The sequence below is a fragment of the Jannaschia sp. GRR-S6-38 genome, assembly GCF_029853695.1.
Lineage (GTDB): Bacteria > Pseudomonadota > Alphaproteobacteria > Rhodobacterales > Rhodobacteraceae > Jannaschia > Jannaschia ovalis.
In genome coordinates, this window is record NZ_CP122537.1 from 2,150,183 (window position 1) to 2,170,820 (window position 20,638).

At 72.2% G+C, this 20,638-nt stretch carries 19 protein-coding genes; 14 read left to right on the forward strand and 5 right to left on the reverse strand.

The window, feature by feature from the left end; translation table 11 throughout:
• Positions 1-75: 75 nt before the first annotated feature.
• The 9 genes from xdhA (at position 76) to P8627_RS10955 (ending at position 10,402) form a co-directional block, all read left to right on the forward strand.
• Positions 76-1,434, forward strand: a complete 1,359-nt coding sequence (xdhA, locus tag P8627_RS10915; RefSeq protein ID WP_279964124.1) for a xanthine dehydrogenase small subunit — start codon at positions 76-78, stop codon at positions 1,432-1,434.
• Positions 1,431-3,758 (forward strand): xanthine dehydrogenase molybdopterin binding subunit, encoded by a 2,328-nt coding sequence (gene xdhB / locus P8627_RS10920; protein WP_279964125.1) that lies wholly within the window; start codon positions 1,431-1,433, stop codon positions 3,756-3,758. Before xdhA ends, xdhB begins: the two co-directional genes overlap by 4 nt.
• The gene (gene xdhC / locus P8627_RS10925) at positions 3,755-4,630 is read left to right on the forward strand and encodes a xanthine dehydrogenase accessory protein XdhC (protein WP_279964126.1); all 876 of its coding nucleotides are present in this window, start codon (positions 3,755-3,757) and stop codon (positions 4,628-4,630) included. The genes xdhB and xdhC overlap by 4 nt, the downstream gene beginning before the upstream one ends.
• 22 nt (positions 4,631-4,652) lie before the next feature.
• Positions 4,653-6,158 carry an ABC transporter ATP-binding protein gene (locus P8627_RS10930; RefSeq protein WP_407932983.1) on the forward strand — a complete coding sequence of 502 codons (1,506 nt, stop codon included), beginning with the start codon at positions 4,653-4,655 and terminating at the stop codon, positions 6,156-6,158.
• A gap of 12 nt (positions 6,159-6,170) precedes the next feature.
• Positions 6,171-7,274 carry an ABC transporter permease gene (locus P8627_RS10935; protein ID WP_279964127.1) on the forward strand — a complete coding sequence of 368 codons (1,104 nt, stop codon included), beginning with the start codon at positions 6,171-6,173 and terminating at the stop codon, positions 7,272-7,274.
• Entirely contained in the window at positions 7,271-7,555 is a 285-nt protein-coding gene (locus P8627_RS10940; protein ID WP_279964128.1) for a hypothetical protein, read from the forward strand. The genes P8627_RS10935 and P8627_RS10940 overlap by 4 nt, the downstream gene beginning before the upstream one ends.
• Before the next feature lie 127 nt (positions 7,556-7,682).
• Entirely contained in the window at positions 7,683-8,612 is a 930-nt protein-coding gene (locus tag P8627_RS10945) for an ABC transporter permease (protein WP_279964129.1), read from the forward strand.
• Between the two features lie 29 nt (positions 8,613-8,641).
• Complete coding sequence (locus P8627_RS10950) at positions 8,642-9,733, forward strand: BMP family ABC transporter substrate-binding protein (RefSeq protein ID WP_279964130.1); 1,092 nt, start codon at positions 8,642-8,644, stop codon at positions 9,731-9,733.
• A 129-nt stretch (positions 9,734-9,862) separates the two neighbouring features.
• On the forward strand, positions 9,863-10,402 hold the full coding sequence (locus tag P8627_RS10955) for a hypothetical protein (RefSeq protein ID WP_279964132.1): 540 nt from the start codon (positions 9,863-9,865) through the stop codon (positions 10,400-10,402).
• Between the two features lie 36 nt (positions 10,403-10,438).
• On the opposite strand, the gene P8627_RS10960 is transcribed toward P8627_RS10955, so the two are convergent.
• Both P8627_RS10960 and P8627_RS10965 read right to left on the reverse strand, forming a co-directional pair.
• On the reverse strand, positions 10,439-11,584 hold the full coding sequence (locus P8627_RS10960) for an alkene reductase (protein WP_279964133.1): 1,146 nt from the start codon (positions 11,582-11,584) through the stop codon (positions 10,439-10,441).
• Positions 11,585-11,701: 117 nt separating this feature from the next.
• Positions 11,702-12,823: an MFS transporter gene (locus P8627_RS10965; protein ID WP_279964134.1), complete on the reverse strand. Its 1,122-nt coding sequence runs from the start codon at positions 12,821-12,823 to the stop codon at positions 11,702-11,704.
• Positions 12,824-13,027: 204 nt separating this feature from the next.
• Here P8627_RS10965 and P8627_RS10970 point away from each other — a divergent pair, with 204 nt between their 5' ends.
• From P8627_RS10970 to P8627_RS10980, 3 genes are all read left to right on the forward strand, one after another.
• Positions 13,028-13,960, forward strand: a complete 933-nt coding sequence (locus P8627_RS10970) for an aldo/keto reductase (protein ID WP_279964135.1) — start codon at positions 13,028-13,030, stop codon at positions 13,958-13,960.
• Between the two features lie 86 nt (positions 13,961-14,046).
• Positions 14,047-15,129, forward strand: a complete 1,083-nt coding sequence (locus tag P8627_RS10975) for an NAD(P)/FAD-dependent oxidoreductase (protein ID WP_279964136.1) — start codon at positions 14,047-14,049, stop codon at positions 15,127-15,129.
• Positions 15,126-15,776 carry a DUF938 domain-containing protein gene (locus tag P8627_RS10980; RefSeq protein ID WP_279964137.1) on the forward strand — a complete coding sequence of 217 codons (651 nt, stop codon included), beginning with the start codon at positions 15,126-15,128 and terminating at the stop codon, positions 15,774-15,776. The genes P8627_RS10975 and P8627_RS10980 overlap by 4 nt, the downstream gene beginning before the upstream one ends.
• 9 nt (positions 15,777-15,785) lie before the next feature.
• Here the strand turns inward: P8627_RS10980 and hisG are convergent, their stop codons facing one another.
• Genes hisG through P8627_RS10995 form a run of 3 tightly spaced genes read right to left on the reverse strand, consistent with a single transcriptional unit; the run spans position 15,786 to position 19,137 of the window.
• Complete coding sequence (gene hisG, locus P8627_RS10985; protein ID WP_279964138.1) at positions 15,786-16,475, reverse strand: ATP phosphoribosyltransferase; 690 nt, start codon at positions 16,473-16,475, stop codon at positions 15,786-15,788.
• Entirely contained in the window at positions 16,472-17,557 is a 1,086-nt protein-coding gene (locus P8627_RS10990; protein WP_279964139.1) for an ATP phosphoribosyltransferase regulatory subunit, read from the reverse strand. Before P8627_RS10990 ends, hisG begins: the two co-directional genes overlap by 4 nt.
• Positions 17,554-19,137: a histidine--tRNA ligase gene (locus P8627_RS10995; protein ID WP_279964140.1), complete on the reverse strand. Its 1,584-nt coding sequence runs from the start codon at positions 19,135-19,137 to the stop codon at positions 17,554-17,556. The genes P8627_RS10990 and P8627_RS10995 overlap by 4 nt, the downstream gene beginning before the upstream one ends.
• Before the next feature lie 87 nt (positions 19,138-19,224).
• Here P8627_RS10995 and P8627_RS11000 point away from each other — a divergent pair, with 87 nt between their 5' ends.
• Complete coding sequence (locus tag P8627_RS11000; protein ID WP_279964142.1) at positions 19,225-19,419, forward strand: SlyX family protein; 195 nt, start codon at positions 19,225-19,227, stop codon at positions 19,417-19,419.
• A gap of 70 nt (positions 19,420-19,489) precedes the next feature.
• Positions 19,490-20,635 carry a cytochrome P450 gene (locus tag P8627_RS11005; protein WP_279964143.1) on the forward strand — a complete coding sequence of 382 codons (1,146 nt, stop codon included), beginning with the start codon at positions 19,490-19,492 and terminating at the stop codon, positions 20,633-20,635.
• The last annotated feature ends 3 nt before the right edge of the window (positions 20,636-20,638 follow it).

Below are 20,638 nucleotides of genomic sequence, written 5' to 3' on the forward strand. Positions count from 1 at the left end.
AGGCACCCCGCCCCTCCTACGCCGCATCGGAGGGGACGGACCGGGGCGGACCGGTATCGCGGCGGATCCGACGACATGGAGATCAGCTTCCGCCTGAATGGCGAGGACGTGACGGCTACGACCGACGACCCGACCACCACGCTTCTGGACTGGCTGCGCGACCGCGGCCTGACCGGCACCAAGGAGGGCTGCAACGAGGGCGATTGCGGGGCCTGCTCGGTGGTCGTCACCGGCGCCGATGGGCCAAAGGCGCTGAATGCCTGCATCCTGTTCCTGCCCCAGCTTCAGGGCCGCGCGATCCGCACCGTCGAGGGCATCGCCGCCCCCGACGGCACGCTGCATCCCGTGCAAGAGGCGATGATCGACCTGCACGGCTCGCAATGCGGCTTCTGCACGCCGGGCTTCGTCACCACCATGGCCGCCGCCCATGCCAATGGCTGCACCGACCATGCCGACCAGATCGCGGGCAACCTCTGCCGCTGCACCGGCTACGCCCCGATCCTGCGCGCCGCGAAGGCGGTCGAGACGGCGCCGGTTCCCGACCACATGCGCGAAACGCCCCCCATCACGGGTCCGCAAATACTCAATTCGAACGCCTTCCACCCGCGCGACGCCGACGAACTTGCCGCTTGGTATGCCGACCATCCCGACGCCACGCTGATCGCGGGGGCCACCGATGTGGGGCTCTGGGTCACCAAGCAGTTCCGCGACCTGGGGCAGGTGGCCTTCCTCGTCGGCTGCGACGATCTGAAGGGCGTCGAGATCGGCGCGGACGAGATCGCCATCGGCGCGATGTGCGACATGGAAACCCTCCGTCACGCCATTGCGCCGCATTTCGCGGGCTTCGCCGAATTGCTGCGCCGCTACGGCAGCGTGCAGGTCCGCAACGCGGCCACCATCGGCGGCAATATCGCTAACGGATCGCCCATCGGGGACAGCCCGCCGCCGCTGATCGCGCTGGGCGCGCGGCTGCACCTGCGGCGCGGCGACGCGCGGCGGGAGATGGCGCTCGAGGATTACTTCCTCGATTACGGCAGGCAGGACCGCCGCCCCGGCGAATTCGTCGAACGCATCACCATCCCGCGCCAGCCCGACGACCTGCGCTGCCACAAGCTGTCGAAGCGCTTCGACCAGGATATCTCGGCGGTCTGCGGGGCCTTCCGGCTGCCCGTCGCGGGCGGCGTGATCCGGGGCGCGCGCGTGGCCTTCGGCGGCATGGCCGGCATCCCGAAGCGCGCGGCGTCGGTCGAGGCCGCGCTCGAGGGCGCGGCCCTGACGCACGCGACGCTGGACGCGGCCGCCGCGCGGCTGGGCGCGGATTTCACGCCGCTGTCGGACATGCGCGCCAGCGCCGCCTACCGGCTGGCGGCGGCGGAGGGGATGATCCGCGGACTCGTCCATGACGGCCCGGACCTTCTGGCGGTGACGCCATGAGCGTCGCGAAGCCCCTGCCGCACGAGAGCGCGCGCCTGCATGTCACGGGGGCCGCGCGCTATACCGACGACATCCCCTCGCCCGCGGGTTGTCTGCACCTGGCCTTCGGGCTTGCGGAGGTGGCGCATGGCACGCTCGACGCGCTGGAGCTCGACGCGGTGCGCGCCGCGCCGGGCGTCGTCGCGGTGCTGATGGCCGACGATTTCGACCCGATGCCCGATTGCTCGCCCTCGCTGCATGACGAGCCGCTGCTCTGCACCGGCACGATCCATTACGCGGGCCAGCCGCTCTACCTCGTGATCGCCGACAGCCACCTTGCCGCCCGCCGCGCCGCCCGGCTGCACCAGGCGCACGTGACGGAAGCCCCGGCGCTCCTGACCATCGAGGACGCGCTGGCCGCCGAAAGCTGGTTCGACGACGGCCCCCGCATCTGGCGCGACGGCGATGTCGACGCCGCGCTGGCGGCGGCCCCCGAGAGGCTGGAGGGCGTGATCGAGATCGGCGGGCAGGAGCATTTCTACCTCGAGGGCCAGGCCGCGCTGGCGCTGCCGTCCGAGGCGGGCGAGATGCATGTCCTGACCTCGACCCAGCACCCGACCGAGATCCAGCACAAGGTGGCCGATGCGCTGGGCCTGCCAATGCATGCCGTCCGCTCCGAAGTGCGGCGCATGGGCGGCGGCTTCGGCGGCAAGGAGAGCCAGGGCAATGCGCTGGCCATCGCCTGCGCCGTCGCCGCGCGGCATACCGGGCGCGCGTGTCGCATGCGTTACGACCGCGACGACGATTTCGTTGTCACCGGCAAGCGCCACGATTTCCGCATCGCCTACGAGGTCGGCCATGACGACGCGGGCCGGGTCCACGCCGTGCGTTTCCGGCACTGGACGCGCTGCGGCTGGGCGCAGGACCTGTCGCTGCCCGTGGCCGACCGCGCCATGCTGCATGCCGACAACGCCTATGACATCCCGGCGATGGAGATCACCTCCTGGCGGCTGCGGACGAACACGCAGAGCGCCACCGCCTTCCGCGGCTTCGGCGGTCCGCAGGGGATGCTGGGGATCGAGCGGGTGATGGATCATGTTGCCCACAAGCTGGGCCGCGACCCCCTGGAAGTGCGGCGCCTCAATTTCTACGCCGATGCGGGCGGGGCGGCCGGGGGCCAGCCCCCGGACCCCCGGAGTATTTCGGGACCCGTGAGGACGGGACGGACGCATTACGGCCAGGCGGTCGAGGATTTCTGCCTGAACGCGCTGGTCGACCGGCTGGCGGCGCGCTGCGACTATGCGGGCCGGCGGGCGCGGGTGGCGGAATGGAACGCCGCGAACGACCGGCTGAAGCGCGGCATCGCGCTCACGCCGGTCAAGTTCGGCATCTCCTTTACGCTCACCCACCTGAACCAGGCGGGCGCGCTGGTCCATGTCTATGCCGACGGCTCGATCCACCTGAACCATGGCGGGACCGAAATGGGGCAGGGGCTGCATTCCAAGGTCCGGCAGGTGGCGGCCGACCGCTTCGGCTGCGACATCGCCCGGGTGAAGGTGACGGCGACCGATACCGGCAAGGTGCCCAACACCTCGGCCACCGCGGCCTCGTCCGGGGCGGATCTGAACGGGATGGCGGTGAAGGTCGCCTGCGACACGATCCGCGATCGCATGGCCGCGGCGCTGGCCGAAGCGCATCAGGCCGATCCGGCCGCGGTCGTCTTCGAAGGCGACACCGTGCGCGTCGGCGGCGCCGAATACCCGTTCCACGAGGCGGCGGCCAAATCCTATGCCGCGCGCGTGCCGCTATCGGCGACCGGCTTCTACGCCACGCCCGAAATCAGCTGGGACCGCGCGGCGGGCAGGGGCCGGCCCTTCTACTACTTCGCCTATGGCGCCTCCTGCTCGGAGGTGGTGATTGACACGCTGACCGGCGAGAACCGCATCCTGCGCACCGATATCCTGCATGATGCCGGCGCCTCGCTGAACCCGGCGCTGGACCTGGGCCAGGTCGAGGGCGGCTTCGTGCAGGGCGCGGGCTGGCTGACCACGGAGGAGCTGGTCTGGGACGATGCCGGGCGGCTGCGCACCCACGCGCCCTCGACCTACAAGATCCCCTGCGCCTCGGACCTGCCGCCGGTCTTCAACGTGGAGCTTCACGAGAACCGGAACCGCGAGGATACGATCTACCGCTCCAAGGCGGTGGGCGAGCCGCCCTTCATGCACGGCATCGGCGTGTTCCTGGCGCTGTCGGACGCGGTGGCGGCCTGCGGGCCCGCCTATCCCGCCCTCGACGCGCCCGCGACGGCCGAGCGCGTCCTAGGAGCCGTGCGGCGCGTGCGATGACCGTCGACGCCCGGGCCATCCACGACGCGCTCGCCGCCCACGGGCCCTTCGCGCGTATCCTCGTGGCGGGCACCCGGGGCTCGGCCCCGCGCGAGGCCGGGACGGCGATGTATGTCTGGGCGGACCGGATCCAGGGCACGATCGGCGGCGGCGCGCTGGAATGGCGCGCGATGGAGATCGCGCGCGAGGTGCTCGCCGACGGCCGGCCCCGGGTCGAGCGCATGCCGCTCGGCCCCGCGCTCGGCCAATGCTGCGGCGGGGCGGTCACGCTGGTGATCGAGCGCATCGCGGCGGTGCCGCCCGATCCCTGGATCCGGCGCGTGGAGGGAGACGCCCCCGCGCCGCGCCTGACCGGCTTCGGCCTGAAATCCGGCTGGATGCGCGAAGACGCGGCCGGTCCGGCGCGGCGGATCCACATCTGGGGCGCGGGCCATGTCGGCCGCGCGCTGGTGGACGTGCTCGCGCCCCTCGCGCCGCAGATCCGCGTGGCTTGGCACGATATCGCACCGGATCGCTTTCCCACCGACGTGGCGGTGGCGCATGACGCCGCCGCCGACCTTCCCGCGCGCCTTGCCACCTGCGCGCGATCCGACGCGCATCTGATCGTCACCCATTCCCACGATCTGGACCTCGCGCTCTGCCACGCGGCGCTGACGCGCGGCTTCGAATTCTGCGGGCTGATCGGGTCGGCGACGAAATGGGCGCGCTTCCGGTCGCGGCTCGCCGCGTTGGGCCACCCGCCCGAGGCCATCGCGCGGATCACCTGCCCGATCGGGGATCCGGCGCTCGGAAAGCATCCCCAGGCCATTGCGATCGGCGTCGCGCACGGGCTACTGATGGCACCGTCGGCGAATGTGCAAAACCGGGTTTGAGAAAGGGTAAGGCCTGTCCGATCTGCTGGAATTGAACGGGCTGACCAAGGCCTATCCCGGGGTCGTCGCCAATGACGACGTCTCGTTCCGGGTCGCGCGCGGCGGGGTGCATGCGCTGCTTGGCGAGAACGGGGCGGGCAAGTCCACGCTCGTCAAGACGATCTACGGGCTGGTGAAACCCGACCGCGGCACGATGCGGCTTGACGGCCGGCCCTTCGCCCCGGCCGAGCCGCGCGCCGCCCGGGCCGCGGGCGTGGCGATGGTGTTCCAGCATTTCAGCCTCTTCGAGGCGCTTTCGGTGGCCGAGAACGTCGCGCTGGGGATGGAGGACCCGCCCCGGTCCCGCGACCTCGCGCGGCGCATCCGCGAGGTGTCGGAAACCTACGGCCTGCCGCTCGACCCGCATGCGCGCGTGGGCGATCTTTCGGCGGGGGAGCGTCAGCGGGTCGAGATCGTGCGCTGCCTGTTGCAGGATCCGCGCCTTCTGATCATGGACGAGCCGACCTCCGTGCTGACGCCGCAGGAGGTCGAGATCCTGTTCGAGACCCTGCGCAAGCTCGCGGGCGAGGGGACGTCGATCCTCTACATCTCCCACAAGCTCGAGGAGATCCGCACGCTCTGCGATGCCGCGACCATCCTGCGCGGCGGCCGCGTGGTGGGCGAATGCGACCCGCGCGAAGCCTCGGCCGCCGAACTGGCCGAGCGCATGGTGGGCGCGAAGCTGACCGCGCCCCGCGCCCGCGGCGCGGCGCAGGGCGGGGCGGTGCTGACCGTCTCGGGCCTGTCGCTGAAGCCGGTCTCGCAATTCGGCACGCCCTTGCGCGACATCGCGCTGGAATTGCGCGCGGGCGAGGTGCTGGGCATCGGCGGCGTGGCGGGCAATGGACAGGACGAGCTTCTGGGCGCGCTCTCGGGCGAGCGGCGGACGGGCCCGGGCACCATCATGATGGCGGGGCGCGACCTGTCGCGCTTGGGCCCGACCGAGCGGCGCGCCGCCGGGCTGCTGACCGCGCCCGAGGAACGGCTGGGCCACGCCGCCGCGCCCGACATGACGCTGACCGAGAACGCCGCGCTGACCGGCGCGGCGCGGCGCGGGATGCTGCGGCACGGCTTCCTGAACTGGCACCGCGCGCGCAGCTTCGCCGAGACGGTGATCGAGGCCTTCGACGTGCGCACCCCCGGCGCGCATGTCGCGGCGCGCGCGCTGTCGGGTGGCAACCTGCAGAAATTCGTCATCGGCCGCGAGGTGATGCAGGATCCGCGCGTCCTCGTCGTCAACCAGCCGACCTGGGGCGTCGACGCCTCCGCCGCCGCGGCGATCCGCCAGGCGCTGCTGGACCTCGCCGCGGGCGGCGCGGGCGTGATCGTGATCAGCCAGGATCTCGACGAGATCCTCGCCATCTCCGACCGCTTCGCGGCGCTCAACGAGGGCCGCCTCGGGGCCTCGGTCCCCACCTCCGAGCTGACGATGGAGCGGATCGGCCTGATGCTGGGCGGGGCGCATGACATGGAGGCGGCGCATGTCTGACCGCGACCGACCGTGATCCGGCTGGAACGCCGCCCCACGCCCAGCCGCATCTGGGGCGCGGCTTCGCCGCTGCTGGCGGTGCTGCTGACGATGGCGGCGGGCGGGCTGATGTTCGCGGGGCTCGGCACCGATCCGTTCGAGGCGATCCGCACGATCTTCTGGGACCCGGTCTTCGGCGAATTCGCCTGGTATTTCCGCGGCCAGCTTTTGGTGAAGGCGGGGCCGCTGATCCTGATCGCCGTGGGTCTCGCGCTGGGCTTCCGCGCGGGCGTTTGGAACATCGGGGCCGAGGGGCAGTACATCATCGGCGCGATCTGCGGCGCCGCCGCCGGTCTGGCCTTCTACCCCTCCGACAGCGTGCTGATCTTCCCGCTGATGGTCGCCGCGGGCGCGCTGGGCGGCTGGGCCTGGGCGATGATCCCGGCGCTGCTGCGCGTGCGCCTCGGCACCAACGAGATCCTCGTGTCGCTGATGCTGGTCTACGTGGCCGAGAACATCCTCGCCTCGGCCGCCGTCTCCTGGCTGCGCAACCCCGAGGCGGTGGGCTTTCCCGGCTCGCGCAACCTCAGCCGCTGGGACGCCGCCGCCAACCCGGAGCTGATCGCCGGGACCGGCGCACATTGGGGCGTGGTCGCGGCGATCATCGCGGTGATCTTCGCCCATATCGTGCTGACGCGGCACCTCCTGGGCTTCCAGATCCGCCTGACCGGCGCGGCGCCGCGCGCGGCGCGCTTCGCGGGCGTGCGGCCGGGGCAGCTCGTGCTGATCTGCTTCGGGCTGGCCGGCGCGCTGGCCGGGCTCGCGGGCCTCTTCGAGGTGACGGGCCCCGCGGGCCAGATCTCCATCGATTTCGCCTCCGGCTACGGCTTCACCGCGATCATCGTGGCCTTTCTCGGGCGGCTGAACCCGCTCGGGATCGTGGCGGCGGGCCTCCTGATGGCGCTGACCTATGTGGGCGGCGACAACGCGGCGACCAATCTGGGCCTGCCGGTGGCGGCGATCTCGGCCTTCCAGGGGATGCTTCTGTTCTTCCTGCTGGCGGTGGACGTGCTCAGCAATTTCCGCATCCGCATCGGGCGCGTCCTGCCGGTGCAAGCGGTGAAGGAGGCGACATGACCCACGCACGGATGGCCCTGCCGATGGGCGCGATGATGGGGGCGATGGTCCCGCTGATGGCGCATGGCGTGATCGGCGGCGCGGGGTTCGCCTTCGCGGCGCTGCACGGGTTGGCGCTCCTCGCGCTGGCCGCGCTGCTGCTCTTCGTCCCCGCGCTCCGCGCGCGGCTGCACCGGCCCACGCCGCGGATGCTGGGCCGCATGGCGCTGGGCGCCGGGGCGGGCGCGGCGATCGTCTGCTTGCACTGCCTTGCGACCTGGCACGGCGCGGGCTGGGCATGAGCGCGGCAAGGCCTCCGTCCCGCCCGGCGGGCCCGACCGGACGGCGCCCGACCGCCTCCACCGCCGGGCGGGCGTGGCCTTTGCCGCAAAGCCGTCACGTCCCCGACAGCGCGTCAGGAACCCGCTCATGGACCTGACGGCGATCTCCCCCACCCTCCTCGTCGCCTCGCTGATGGTGGCCGCGACCCCGATCCTGCTGGCCGCGCTGGGCGAGATGGTGGTCGAGAAATCGGGCGTGCTGAACCTCGGCGTCGAAGGCATGATGATCATGGGCGCCATCACCGGCTTCATCGCCGCGGTCGAGACCGGCTCGCCCTGGCTGGGCTTCGGCGCGGCCGTAATCGGCGGGGCGGCGGTGGCGCTGCTCTTCGGGGTGCTGACGCAGGTCCTTCTGTCGAACCAGGTGGCGACGGGGCTGGCGCTGACGCTCTTCGGGCTCGGTCTCTCCAGCCTGCTCGGGCAGGGCTATGTGGGCATCAAGGCCACCTCGCTGGGCCGGCTCGATTTCGGACCGCTCTCGGACATCCCGTTCTTCGGGCGCGTGCTCTTCGGGCACGATCCCATCGTCTACATCTCGCTCCTCGTCGTCGTCGCGGTCTGGGCCTTCCTCCGCTTCACCCGCGCCGGGCTGATCCTGCGGGCGGTGGGCGAGAGCCACGAGGCGGCGCATGCGCTGGGCTATCACGTGCGCCGCGTGCGGCTGATGGCCATCGCCTTCGGCGGCGCCTGCGCAGGGCTGGGCGGCGCCTATCTGAGCCTCGTGCGCGTGCCGCAATGGACGGAAGGGATGACCGCGGGGGCGGGCTGGATCGCGCTTGCGATCGTGGTCTTCGCCTCCTGGCGGGCGCCGCGGGTTCTGCTCGGCGCCTACCTTTTCGGCGGCATCACGGTGCTGCAGCTCAATCTGCAGACGGCCGGCGCGCAGGTCCCGGTCGAGCTGCTCTCGGCGGCGCCCTACCTTGTCACCATCCTCGTGCTCGTGCTTATTTCGCTGCGCGCCGGGCGCAGCGGGGACGCCCCCGCCGATCTCGGCAAACCGTTCCACGCGTCCAGCTAGAGAGACGCGCAATCCCTGGGGAGACACTCATGAAATTCACCACCATGCTTGCGGGCGCGCTGTCGCTCGGCCTGACGGGCGCGGCCTTCGCCGATGCGCACGAGCCGCTGAAGGTCGGCTTCGTCTATGTCGGCCCGGTCGGCGATGGCGGCTGGACCTACCAGCACGACCAGGGCCGCCTCGCCGTCGAGGAGGAATTCGGCGACCGCGTCGAGACCGTCTACCAGGAAAGCGTCCCCGAGGGCGCCGATGCCGAGCGCGTCATCACCCAGATGGCGCTGGGCGGGGCGGACATCATCTTCACCACCTCCTTCGGCTACATGGACCCGACCAACAACGTCGCCGCCAAGTTCCCGGACGTGAAGTTCGAACATGCCACCGGCTTCAAGCGCGAGCATCCCAACGTCTCCACCTATGACGCGCGCTTCTACGAGGGCCGCGCCGTGCTGGGCACCATCGCGGGCCACCTGACCGAGACCGACAAGATCGGCTACATCGCCTCCTTCCCGATCCCCGAGGTGATCCAGGGCATCAACTCGACCTATCTGCACGCCAAGAAGGTGAACCCGGATGTCGAGATCGTCGTCACCTGGGCCTATACCTGGTTCGATCCCGCCAAGGAGGCCGATGCCGCCCGCGCGATGATTGACCAGGGCGTCGACGTGATCCTGCAGCACACCGACTCCACCGCGCCGCAGGCCGCCGCGCAGGAGGCCAACGCCAACGGCGCGCGGATCTTCACCTTCGGCCAGGCCTCGGACATGTCGGCATTCGCGCCGACGCCGCGCGTGGCCTCAATCATCGACAACTGGGCGCCCTATTACATCGAGCGCGTCGGCGCGCTGATGGACGGCACCTACGAGCAGACGGCGAGCTGGGGCGGCATGCCCGAGGGCGAGGTCGTCATCGGCGAGATCACCGACGCGGTCCCCGCCGAGGTGAAGGCCGAGGCCGAGGCGATGATCGCCGCGATCACCGCGGGCGAGTACCACCCCTTCACCGGCCCCATCAACAAGGCCGACGGCTCGGTCTGGCTCGAGGACGGCCAGGTCGCCGAGGACGGCGACCTCCTGTCGATGGATTTCTACGTCGAAGGCATCGAGGCCGAAATCCCCAACTGATCGGGGCCCAAGAGCCGACACCCGGGCGCCCGGCGGAGCGATCCGCCGGGCGCTTCGCGTTCTGGCGCCATGGAATCGCCGCAAGTCGTTGCTTCTCTGTCGAAATTCGCAACGGCGGAGGCTGGACAGATGAAGATACTCGGACCCGACAACGCGTTCTGGTGCGACGGGGAATGGATCGACTGGGACGACATAATCGACCCGGACGAGGTCGATCCTTCCGTGCTGCGAAGGCTGGAACGCGAGGACCGGATGCGACAGGCGTTTCCGAAAAGTGATATCCGGCTCGTCCCCTACTTCCAGAATCTCCTGCTGATCGCGCGCTCATTCCACGAGACGACCGGACGTCATCTCGCCGTCTATGGCGATATCGGCGAGCTCTTCGGCGCCATCGTCTACGGCATCAAGCTGAACCGGACATACGCGCAGGGCTCGGACGGTCGGCTGGGCCCCGATCATGTCGAGATCAAGACCATCGCCCCGCATAACGGGACCGGCCAAGTGGCGGTTCGCCCGACGGGGAATTTCAACAAGCTGCTCGTCGTCCGGATCGACCGGGATTTCGAGGTGCGGGGCAAGATGGTCGACCGCAAGGCGCTTCGCTTGACCGGGAAGGGGCCCGCGCGGCGATCGTGGGACGCGATCGATGCGCCCACGCAGAAAGCCTGAGGCGCGCCGCCGGTCGGGACGGCGCGCCCCCGCCCGTCAAGCCGCGTCGGCGGGCGGTTCGGTCTTTTCGAGGCTCGGGTAGTCGACATAGCCCTCGGCCCCGCCGCCGTAGAAGGTGTCCGGGTCGGGCTCGTTATAGGGGCCGCCCGCCGCGATCCGGGCGGGCAGGTCGGGATTGGCGAGGAACTTGCGCCCGAAGCAGATCGCGTCGGCGCGGCCCGCCTCCAGCCAGCGCGCGCCTTCCTCGATTTCGAAGCCGCCATTGACGATGAACACGCCGTCGAAGGCGCCGCGCATCGCGGGCACGATCTCCTCGGCCGTGGCATCGTCGCCGCCGCCATGGCTGTTCGGCCGCACCACGTGCAGATAGGCCAGCCCGCGCCCGGCGCATAGCTGCGCCGCCGCGGTGTAGGTCGTCAGCGGGTCGTCGTCATGGCTTCCGCCGGCCCCGCCCGAGGGCGACAGCCGCACGCCGATCCGGCCCGGTGCGATGTCCTGCGCGATCGCGTCGAGGATCTCGCCCACGATGCGGATGCGGTTCTCGACCGAGTCGCCGTAACGGTCGTCCCGTCTGTTCGAGGAGGAGCGGATGAACTGGTCCAGCAGGTAGCCGTTCGCCGCGTGCAGCTCGACCCCGTCGAAGCCCGCGGCGACGGCCTGGCGCGTGGCGTGGCGGAAATCCTCGATCAGGCGCGGGATCTCGTCGAGGCGCAGCCCGCGCGCCTTCGGATGCGGCACGGTCGGCCCGTCGGGATGATAGTCGCCCACGAAGGCGTCGCCCTCGGGCTGCCAGTCCGAGGCCGAGACCGGCGCGCCGCCATCCGGCTGGAACACGTTGTGGCTGATCGCGCCGACATGCCAGAGCTGGCAGAAGATGCGCCCGCCCGCATTGTGCACGGCATCGGTCACCAGCTTCCAGCGCTCGACCTGTTCGTCGCTGTGGATGCCCGGCGTCCAGGCATAGCCCTGGCCCTCCTGGCTGATCTGCGTCGCCTCGCTGACGATCAGCCCCGCGCCCGCGCGCTGCGAATAGTAGAGCGCGTGGAGCGGCGTCTGCAGGTTGCCCGGCACTTCCGAGCGCGAGCGGGTCAGCGGCGCCATGACCACGCGGTTCTCAAGCGTGATCGGTCCCATGGGCAGCGACGCGGCATAGGCGGGGTGGGCGTGGTTGTCGTCGGTCATGATGGCCTCAGCTTCGGGAATGGGGCGCGGCGGGCGCGCATGTCTCGGCACGGCAATTCGCAGCCCCGCGCTTTCGTTCCGCGCCGGGTCCCGCGTCCGGCGCGATCCGGCCGGCGGTCAGGCTCGCGCGGTCCTTGCGCTGCGCCCGCCAGCGCCCCCGACGAGGCCGCCGCGGATCGACAGCGCCGCCAGCCCCGGCAGCAGGGCCGCCGCCAGGAACATCGCCCGCCCCCCGAAGGCGTCGCTGGCCAGCCCCGCCAGCGCCGGCCCCGCCACGCTGCCCGCCGCCATCGCCAGGATCGCGGCGGTGAAGCCCAGCGAGGGCCGCTCGGGGAAGAGCCGGTCCGACCAGAAGGCGAGGATCGCGGAGGTCATCATCACGAAGATCCCCTGCAGCCCGGCCGAGGCGACCAGCCCGACCCAGCTGCCGGGCAGCAGCGCGATCGACAGGAGCGACCCGCTCCCGGCGGCGAAGACCAGCCGCAGGAGCATCGGCAGGCCCAGCGCATCCCGGAGCCGGCCGGTCATGAGCCCGCTCAACCCGAAGAGGCCGTAGCACAGGTAGACGAGGCCCGGCACCGCGGCGCCGGGCAGGCCCGGCAGGCCGCTTTGCGCCATGACATCCGCGGCGAAGGCCAGGTAGACCGCCGAGGCCGTGCCGAAGACGAAGGCCAGCACGTAGAGCGGCAGCGCCGCGCGCCGCAGCATGATGCGCCAGCTCGGCCCGTCGCCGCCCCGCGCGCCCGGCCCGACGCGGCGCAGCGCGACCGCGTTGCCCGCGAGCACCGCCACGGCGGCCAGCGCGAAGCCCGCCCAGCAGATCCGCCAGTCGAAGCCGGTGAAGACCGTGCCGAGCGCCGCCAGGCCCGCGACGGCGACGCCAACGCTGGTGCCGGTGCTGATCTCCGACAGCGCGGCGGGCCGCCAGTCCGCGGCGATCCGGCGCTGCACGAAGGTGCTGAAGGGCGTCCAGGTGAAGCCCGCGCTGGCCGCGGCGATGCCCACGCCCAGCGCCAGGCTGACCCGGTCCGGCGCCGCCGCGATCGTCGCCAGCCCCACCACCGCGAAGGCCAGCCCCGTCAGGACGGGCCGCTTCGGCCCGCGCAGCAGCAGAAGGCGCTGCGCGGCCAGCAACGCCACGAAGAAACAGCCGAAGCCGAGGCTCGAGATCGTGCCGACCGCCGTGTCCGACAGGCCGAATTCCGCCCGGAAGGACGGCACGAACAGCCCGAACCCCATCCGCGCGGGACCGAAGGTGATGGCCGTGGCGATGAAGCCCGCGGCGGAGATGCGATGGAATTCGGTGATGGCGCGGCTCCCGGTTGCAGCCCCGGAAATGCGCGCCCGCCCGCAGCCGTTCCATCCCCGCCGCAAGTGTCGCAGCCGCGGTCCCGGCAAAATCGCCCCGTGCCAGCGCCGTCCGACCGCGCTAGCTTGGGCGGCATGACCCAGATCACCGCCCTCGACGGCTCCGCCCTCGCGCCGCTCTGCTTCGGCACCATGCAATTCGGCGGCACGGCCGACGAGGCCGCGAGCCGCGCCATGTATGACGATTGCCGCGCGGCGGGGGTCAATTTCTTCGACACCGCCCATGTCTATACCGACGGCGCGTCCGAGACGCTGCTGGGCCGGTTCACGGGGCCCGAGCGCGAGGCGGTGGTGATCGCCACCAAGGCCAATTACCCGGGCGGCGCGGGGCGCAAGAACATCCTCTCCAGCCTCGACGACAGCCGCAAGCGGCTGGGCACCGACGTGATCGACATCCTCTACCTGCATCGCTGGGACCCGGACACGCCGCTCGAGGAAAGCTTCGAGACGCTGGCCAAGCTGCAATCGGAGGGCACGGTGCGCCATCTCGCCGTGTCGAACTTCGCCGCCTGGCAGGTGATGAAGGCGCAGGCCGTCGCCGCCTCGCTCGGCACGCGGATCGCGATGATCCAGCCGATGTACAACCTCGTGAAGCGGCAGGCCGAGGTCGAGATCCTGCCGATGGCCGCCGACCAGGGCATCGCCGTCGCGCCCTATTCGCCGCTGGGCGGCGGGCTTCTGTCGGGCAAATACGCCGAAGGCGGCAGCGGGCGGCTGACCGAGAACGAGATGTATGCCAAGCGCTACGCCCCCGACTGGATGCACCAGGCCGCGCGCGGCCTGTCGCGGATCGCGGCCGAGGCGGGCCAGCATCCCGCGACGCTGGCCGTGGCCTGGGTCGCTTCGCACCCGGCGGTGACCGCGCCGATCATCAGCGCGCGCGACAGCGCCCAGCTCGCGCCCTCGCTCGCGGCGATGGATCTGCGGCTCGATCCCGCGCTGCGCGACCGGCTCTCGGCGCTCGCGCCGACGCCCGCCCCCGCGACCGACCGGCTGGAGGAGGCCTGAAGGCCATAGCCGCGCCGTTTTCCGCCGCTCCGCGGGCCTGCGAGGCTTGAGCGTGGGCCGCCCGTCATGTGATCGTCCGCCGCATTATGGATGACTTTCTCATCATCGGCGGCGGCATCGCCGGCATGTCGGCGGGGGCCGCGCTCTCGGGGCTGGGCCGCGTGACGCTCTGGGAGGCGGAGGACGCGACCGGCTATCACGCGTCGGGCCGCTCGGCCGCGATGTTCGAGCAGTCCTACGGCGCCCCCGAGGTGATCGAGCTCAACCGCGCCTCCCACGCCGCGCATCGCGACGCGGGGCATCTGAGCCCCCGCGGCCTGATGCTGGTCGGCCTCGCCGGCGAGGAGGCGATCTTCGCCGAAAGCCTCGCCCAGATGGGGCTGGAGCCCATCGACCCCGACGCGGCCCGCGCCGCCGTCCCCATCCTGTCGTCCCGGGTCACCCGCACCGCGCGCGACACCGAGGCCGCGGATCTCGACACCCACGCCATGCTGGAGGGCGCGCGGCGCGCCATCCGCGCGGGCGGCGGGCGGGTCGAGACCGGGCGCCGCGTCGACGCGGTCGAGCGCGTCCCCGGCGGCTGGCGCGCAAGGGCCGGGACGGCTGCGGCCGAGGCGGCGATCCTGGTCAACGCTGCCGGCGCCTGGGCCGATGCGGTCGCCGCGCTGGCCGGGGTCGCGCCGCTGGGGCTGATCCCGATGCGCCGCTCGATGGCGCGGCTGGCCGCGCCCGGCGGACATGACGTCTCGGGATGGCCCATGCTGCTCGGCGCGGGCGAGACCTGGTACGCCAAGCCCGATGCCGGCGCGCTCCTCGTCTCGCCCGCCGAGGAGGAACCCTGCGCGGCGATGGACGCCTGGGCCGACGACATGGTGCTGGCGGAGGGGCTGGCGCGCTACGAGGCGGCGGTTTCCGTCCCGGTCACGCGGCCCATCGCGACATGGGCCGGGCTGCGCACCTTCGCGCCCGACCGCTTGCTGGCGATCGGGCCCGGCGAGGCGCCGGGCTTCTTCTGGTGCGCGGGGCAGGGCGGCTACGGCTTCCAGACGGCGCCCGCCGCGGCGCGGCTCCTGGCCGATCGCGTCGCCGGCCGCCCGCCCGAGATCGGCGCCCGCCTCGCCGCCGCGCTGGATCCGGGGCGTTTCGTTCCGGCCCGCAGCCCGGCGTGATCCGCCGCCTCGATCTTCCCGACGCCGCGGGGGTGCCGGACGCGGCCGGGCGGCTCTTCGCCCCTTCGGCGGAGCGCAATCGCGACGCGATCCTCTCGGTCCTGCTTCCGCGCCTGCCCGCCCGCGGTACGGTCGTCGAGCTCGCCTCGGGCACCGGGCAGCACGTCGCCGCGCTGGCCGCGCATCGCGCCGATCTCGCCTTCCATCCGACCGAGCCCGACGCCGCCCGCCGCGCCAGCATCGACGCGCGCTGCGCCGGGCTCGCCAATGTGGCGCCCGCGCGCGACCTCGACGCCTGCGCGCCCGGCTGGGGCGCGGGGTTGCGGGCGGATGCGCTCCTTGTCGTCAACCTGCTGCACCTGATCTCGGAGGCGGAGCTGTCGGTCCTGCTGGACGAGGCCGCGCGGGCGCTGGCGCCGGGCGGCCTCCTGGCGATCTACGGCCCGTTCCTGCGCGGCGGCGCCGCGACCAGCAGCGGCGACGCCGAATTCGACGCGCGGCTCAGGGCGCAGGACGCGGCCATCGGCTATAAGGACGCCGCGGTGCTGACGACCGTGCTGCGGGTGCTGGGCCTCGCCGTCGAGACGCGCGAGATGCCGGCCAACAACCTGATGATCCTGGCGCAGGCGGGCCCTGCCAGGCTCTAGGCGCGGCGCCTATTCGCCCCCCAGAACGCCCCGCAGCCGGTCCAGCTCCGCCGTCTCCTGCGCCGACCAGTCCGCCGCCAGCGAGCGGAACAGCGTCGCCTGGCTCGCGTGGATCAGCCCGTCGGACAGGATCTTCAGGTGGTTCGCCCGCAACGTATCGCCGGTCGAGGTGATATCGGCGATGGCCTCGGCCGTCTCGTTCAGCACGGTGCCCTCGGTCGCGCCCTGGCTGTCGACGATGGCGTAATCGGCAACGCCGTGGCCGCGCAGGAACTCGCGCACCAGCCGGTGATACTTGGTCGCGATCCGCAGCCGGTGGCCATGCGTCGCGCGGAATTGCGCGGCCGCCGCGTCGAGATCGTCCAGCGTCTCGACATCGACCCAGACCTTCGGCACCGCCAGCACCAGGTCGGCATGGCCGAAGCCCATCGGCGCCATCGCCTCGACCCGGGCCTCCCAGCCCACCAGCTTCTCGCGCACGAGGTCGCTGCCGGTCACGCCTAGATGGATGCGCCCGGCGGCCAGCTCGCGCGGGATCTCGCCCGCGCTCAGCAGCACCAGCGCCATCTCGGCCCCGTCCACCCGGCCCGCATATTCGCGGTCCGATCCCGTCCGCTCCAGCACCAGGCCACGGGCGCCGAACCAGTCGAAGGTCTTCTCCATCAGCCGCCCCTTGGACGGCACGCCCAGCCGCATCATGGCGCATCCTCCAGAAGGCCCGGCCGGATCACTCCGCCCACGGCCGGCACCGCGCGCCCGTCGCCCAGCCGCGCGGTCAGCGCGTCGTAGCGCCCGCCGCTCGCGATCGCCGGGCCGCCCGCGCCGGGCCGCGCGAAGCTGAAGGTGAAGCCGTCGTAATATTCCATCGCCGTGCGGCCCCGCGCCGGCGCGAAAGGCAGCGCGTCCACGTCCACGCCGCGCGCGGCCAGCGCCTCGGCCCGCGCCGCGAGCCGGTCGCAGGCCGGGCCGAGCGCGGGCAGGTCGACGGCCAGGTCGCGCACCCGCTCGACCGCCGCGGCCATCGGCGCGTCGAGGTCCAGCAGCGCGTCGATCGCCTGCGCCTCGATGGCCGAAACGGGCGGCAGGCCTGCGTCTTCCTGCAAGGCCACCAGCCGCGCGGCGATCTCGTCGGGGCCGCGCTTGCCCACCGCCGTCCCGGCCTCCGCGATCAGCGCCTCGGGCGTGGCACGTTCCAGCCGCGCCAGGAGGGCTGCGCGCTCCGGCGCGGGCACGGCACCTCCGAAGCGCTCCATCAGCCGGCGGAAGCGCGCGGGCCGCCAGATGTGCCGGCGCAGCGCGGCGCGGCGGCGCTCGCTCGTGGTCAGCCCGTCCACCGCCGCCGTCAGCAGCCCCAGATCGCCCGTCGCGGCGATCGGCGCCCAGGGCGCCAGCACCTCGGCGAAAAGCGCGAAGACCTCGGCATCCGCTGCCGCCGCATCCGCGCCGTCGAAGATCTCGAAGCCCACCTGCAGGTATTCGCGCGGCCGGCCGTCATCGTCCTCCTGCCGCCGGAACACCTCGCCCGCATAGGCGTAGCGCGCGGGAGCGGCCCCGCCCGACATATGCGCCTGCGCCACCGGCACGGTGAAATCCGGACGCAGCATCATCTCGCCCGCGAGCGGGTCGGTCGTGGTGAAGGCGCGGGCGCGGATGTCTTCGCCGTAAAGCTCCAGCAGCGTGCCCGCGGGCTGCAGGATCGCCGTCTCCACCGGCCGGGCCCCGGCCGCGCGGAAGCGCGCCAGCAGGTCCGCGGCGCGGGCGCGTGCGGCGGCGTCGATCATCCCAGGAGCTTGCGGATATGGGCGACCAGCCCGTCGAGCGGCACCTCGGCCTGCGAGGGGTTCTCCTTCCACTCCTCGAGGCTCGCCTCCGCGGCCAGCTTCGCGCCCAGCACCAGGTCCTTGACCTGCACCACGCCGCGCGCCGCCTCGTCCGAGCCCTGGATGATTGCCGCCGGGCTGCCGCGCTTGTCGGCATATTTGAGCTGGTTGCCGAAATTCTTCGGGTTGCCGAGATAGACCTCGGCCCGGATGCCGGCCTGCCGCAGCGTGGCGCAGATCGCCTGGTAATCGGCCATCCGGTCGCGATCCATGACCGTGACGACCACCGGCCCCCGGGCCTCGTCGCCCAGCCGCCCCTTCGCGTCCAGCGCCGCCAGAAGCCGGTCGACGCCGATCGAGACGCCGGTCGCGGGAACCTGCTGGCCGGTGAAGCGCGTCACCAGGTCGTCGTAGCGCCCCCCGCCCGCGACCGAGCCGAACTGCCGCGGGCGGCCCTTCTCGTCGGTGATCTCGAAGGTCAGCTCCGCCTCGTAGACGGGCCCGGTGTAATAGCCCAAGCCGCGGACGACCGAGGGGTCGATGACGATGCGGTCGGGGCCGTAGCCCTGCGCGTCGAGGAGAGCGGCGATCTTCTCCAACTCGTCGACGCCCTCGGCGCCCAGGGCGGATGCGCCCACCACGTCTCGCAGCGCCTGCAGGGTCGCCGCACTGCCCGAAGGGCGGTCCCCGACCTGGGTGGGGGCGGAAGCCCCCTCCCGGGGGGAGGTCGGGGGCTGCCCGGCGGTGCCGCCGGGCGTGTCCTTGCCGCCGACTGCCAGCCCGATCTCGAGAAAGCGCAAGAGCGGCGCGGCCTGCGCCTCACCCAACCCCGCGCCTTCGGTGAAATCCCCGCTCTCGTCCTTGCGTCCCTCGCCCAGCAGAGCGCGGACCCCCTCGACCCCCAACCGGTCCAGCTTGTCGATGGCGCGCAGCACGATCCCCCGCGTGCGCTCGTCATCCTCGGCGATGCCCGCCGCCTCCATCACCCCGTTCAGAACCTTGCGGTTGTTTACCCGCACCACGTAATCGCCGCGCGCGATCCCCACCGCCTCCAGCACATCCGCCAGCATCGCGCAGATCTCGGCATCGGCGGCCACGCTGGCCGTCCCGACCGTGTCGGCGTCGCATTGGTAGAACTGCCGGAACCGCCCCGGGCCCGGCTTCTCGTTGCGCCAGACCGGGCCCATCGCATAGCGGCGATAGGGCGTGGGCAACTCGTTGCGGTGCTCGGCATATACGCGGGCCAGCGGCGCGGTCAGGTCGTAGCGCAGCGCCAGCCAGTCGCCCGGATCGTCGGCCGCCTCGCCCTCTTGCCAGGCGAAGACGCCGTCGTTCGGGCGGTCCACGTCGGGCAGGAACTTGCCCAGCGCCTCGACCGTCTCCACGGCCGAGGATTCCAGCGGGTCGAAGCCGTAGAGCGCGTAGACTTCGGCGATCCGGTCCAGCATGGCCTTGCGCGCCGTCACCTCCGCGCCGAAATAGTCGCGGAACCCGCGCGGCGGGCGGGCCTGGGGGCGGCGGGGCTTCTTGGTCTTGGCCATGGGGTCCTGTCCCTCGGATCGTCGGGCCGTCATCTACGGGGCGCGCGGGTGCCCCGCAACCCGAGGCCCGCTTGCAGGGAGAGCATCATGGACGCCATCGAGGAACGCATCGCCCACCTGATCCGGCAGGTCGAGGACCTGTCCGACGTGGTCGCCCGCCAGTCGGGCGAGATCGACCGGCTGGAGCGCCGCGTCGCGCTGCTCATGGAACGCGCCGCCGAGGCGGAATCCGAAGGCCAGGGCTCCGTGCCGCTCGCCGACCAGCGCCCGCCGCATTGGTGAGCGCGCGGTCGGGGCGGCCTCCGCCGCGCCCCCATTGACCCGCCTTCGCCGCCCGGCGACGCTTCCGCGCATGATCCTGACCGACCTGCCGCCCGGCTTCCACGACGACCCGTTCCCGCATTACGCCGCCGTCCGCGAAGCCGGCGCGATCCGGCAGCCGGACGGCTCGGTCCTGCTCGGGCGCCACGCCGATCTGTCGGCCATCTACCGCGACACCGCCACCTTCCGCTCCGACAGGCGCGAGGTCTTCGCGCCGAAATTCGGTGACGGCCCGCTCTACGCGCATCACACCACCTCGCTCGTCTTCAACGACCCGCCCCTGCATACCCGCGTGCGCCGGGTGCTGACCGGCGCGCTGACGCCCCGCGCGCTGGACCGGCTGCGGCCCCGGCTCGAAGCGCTTGTGGACACCCTGCTCGAACAACTGGGACCCGAGGCCGATCTCATCGTCGAATTCGCCGCTGCCATCCCGGTCGAGGTGATCGGCGACCTGCTCGACGTGCCCCGGCCCGAACGCGGCCCCCTGCGCGGCTGGTCGCTCGCCATCCTCGGCGCGCTGGAACCCGCGCTGAGCCCCGAGGCGCGGGCCCGCGGCGACCGCGCGGTGACCGAATTCCTGGCCTATCTGCAGGACCTCGTCGCCCGCCGCCGCGCCCGTCCGGGCGATCCCGACACCGATGTGCTGACCCGGCTCATCGCCGATGGCGACCTGTCCGAGGCCGAGCTTCTGCACAATTGCATCTTCATCCTGAACGCGGGCCACGAGACGACGACCAACCTGATCGGCAACGCGCTCTGGCTGCTCGACCGCCATCCGGGTGCGCGCGGCTCCGACCCGGCGGGCCTCGTCGAGGAGACGCTGCGGATGGAGAGCCCGAACCAGTTCGGCAACCGCCAGACCACCGCGCCCAGCCGCTTCCACGGGCTCGACATCGCGCCGGGCACGGACCTGCACCTCTGCATCGGTGCGGCGAACCGCGACCCGGACCAGTTCGCGGCGCCCAACCGCTTCGACCCGGCGCGCAGCCCCAACCGCCATCTCGCCTTCGCCGCCGGGCCGCATGTCTGCATCGGCCTGACGCTCGCGCGGATGGAGGGCACGGTCGCGTTGGCGCGCTTTCTTGCGCGCTTCCCCGATTACCGCGTCACCGAGGCCCGCCGCGGCGGGCGCGTGCGGTTCCGGGGCTTCGAGCGGCTGGACGCGCGGCTGGCCTAGGGG

Bases quoted from the DNA above. Each gene is read 5' to 3' on its own strand.
- xdhA (WP_279964124.1), top strand. From the start codon at position 76: ATGGAGATCAGCTTCCGCCTGAATGGCGAGGACGTGACGGCTACGACC.
- xdhB (WP_279964125.1), top strand. From the start codon at position 1,431: ATGAGCGTCGCGAAGCCCCTGCCGCACGAGAGCGCGCGCCTGCATGTC.
- xdhC (WP_279964126.1), top strand. From the start codon at position 3,755: ATGACCGTCGACGCCCGGGCCATCCACGACGCGCTCGCCGCCCACGGG.
- P8627_RS10940 (WP_279964128.1), top strand. From the start codon at position 7,271: ATGACCCACGCACGGATGGCCCTGCCGATGGGCGCGATGATGGGGGCG.
- P8627_RS10945 (WP_279964129.1), top strand. From the start codon at position 7,683: ATGGACCTGACGGCGATCTCCCCCACCCTCCTCGTCGCCTCGCTGATG.
- P8627_RS10950 (WP_279964130.1), top strand. From the start codon at position 8,642: ATGAAATTCACCACCATGCTTGCGGGCGCGCTGTCGCTCGGCCTGACG.
- P8627_RS10955 (WP_279964132.1), top strand. From the start codon at position 9,863: ATGAAGATACTCGGACCCGACAACGCGTTCTGGTGCGACGGGGAATGG.
- P8627_RS10960 (WP_279964133.1), bottom strand. From the start codon at position 11,584: ATGACCGACGACAACCACGCCCACCCCGCCTATGCCGCGTCGCTGCCC.
- P8627_RS10965 (WP_279964134.1), bottom strand. From the start codon at position 12,823: ATGGGGTTCGGGCTGTTCGTGCCGTCCTTCCGGGCGGAATTCGGCCTG.
- P8627_RS10970 (WP_279964135.1), top strand. From the start codon at position 13,028: ATGACCCAGATCACCGCCCTCGACGGCTCCGCCCTCGCGCCGCTCTGC.
- P8627_RS10975 (WP_279964136.1), top strand. From the start codon at position 14,047: ATGGATGACTTTCTCATCATCGGCGGCGGCATCGCCGGCATGTCGGCG.
- hisG (WP_279964138.1), bottom strand. From the start codon at position 16,475: ATGATGCGGCTGGGCGTGCCGTCCAAGGGGCGGCTGATGGAGAAGACC.
- P8627_RS10990 (WP_279964139.1), bottom strand. From the start codon at position 17,557: ATGATCGACGCCGCCGCACGCGCCCGCGCCGCGGACCTGCTGGCGCGC.
- P8627_RS10995 (WP_279964140.1), bottom strand. From the start codon at position 19,137: ATGGCCAAGACCAAGAAGCCCCGCCGCCCCCAGGCCCGCCCGCCGCGC.
- P8627_RS11000 (WP_279964142.1), top strand. From the start codon at position 19,225: ATGGACGCCATCGAGGAACGCATCGCCCACCTGATCCGGCAGGTCGAG.
- P8627_RS11005 (WP_279964143.1), top strand. From the start codon at position 19,490: ATGATCCTGACCGACCTGCCGCCCGGCTTCCACGACGACCCGTTCCCG.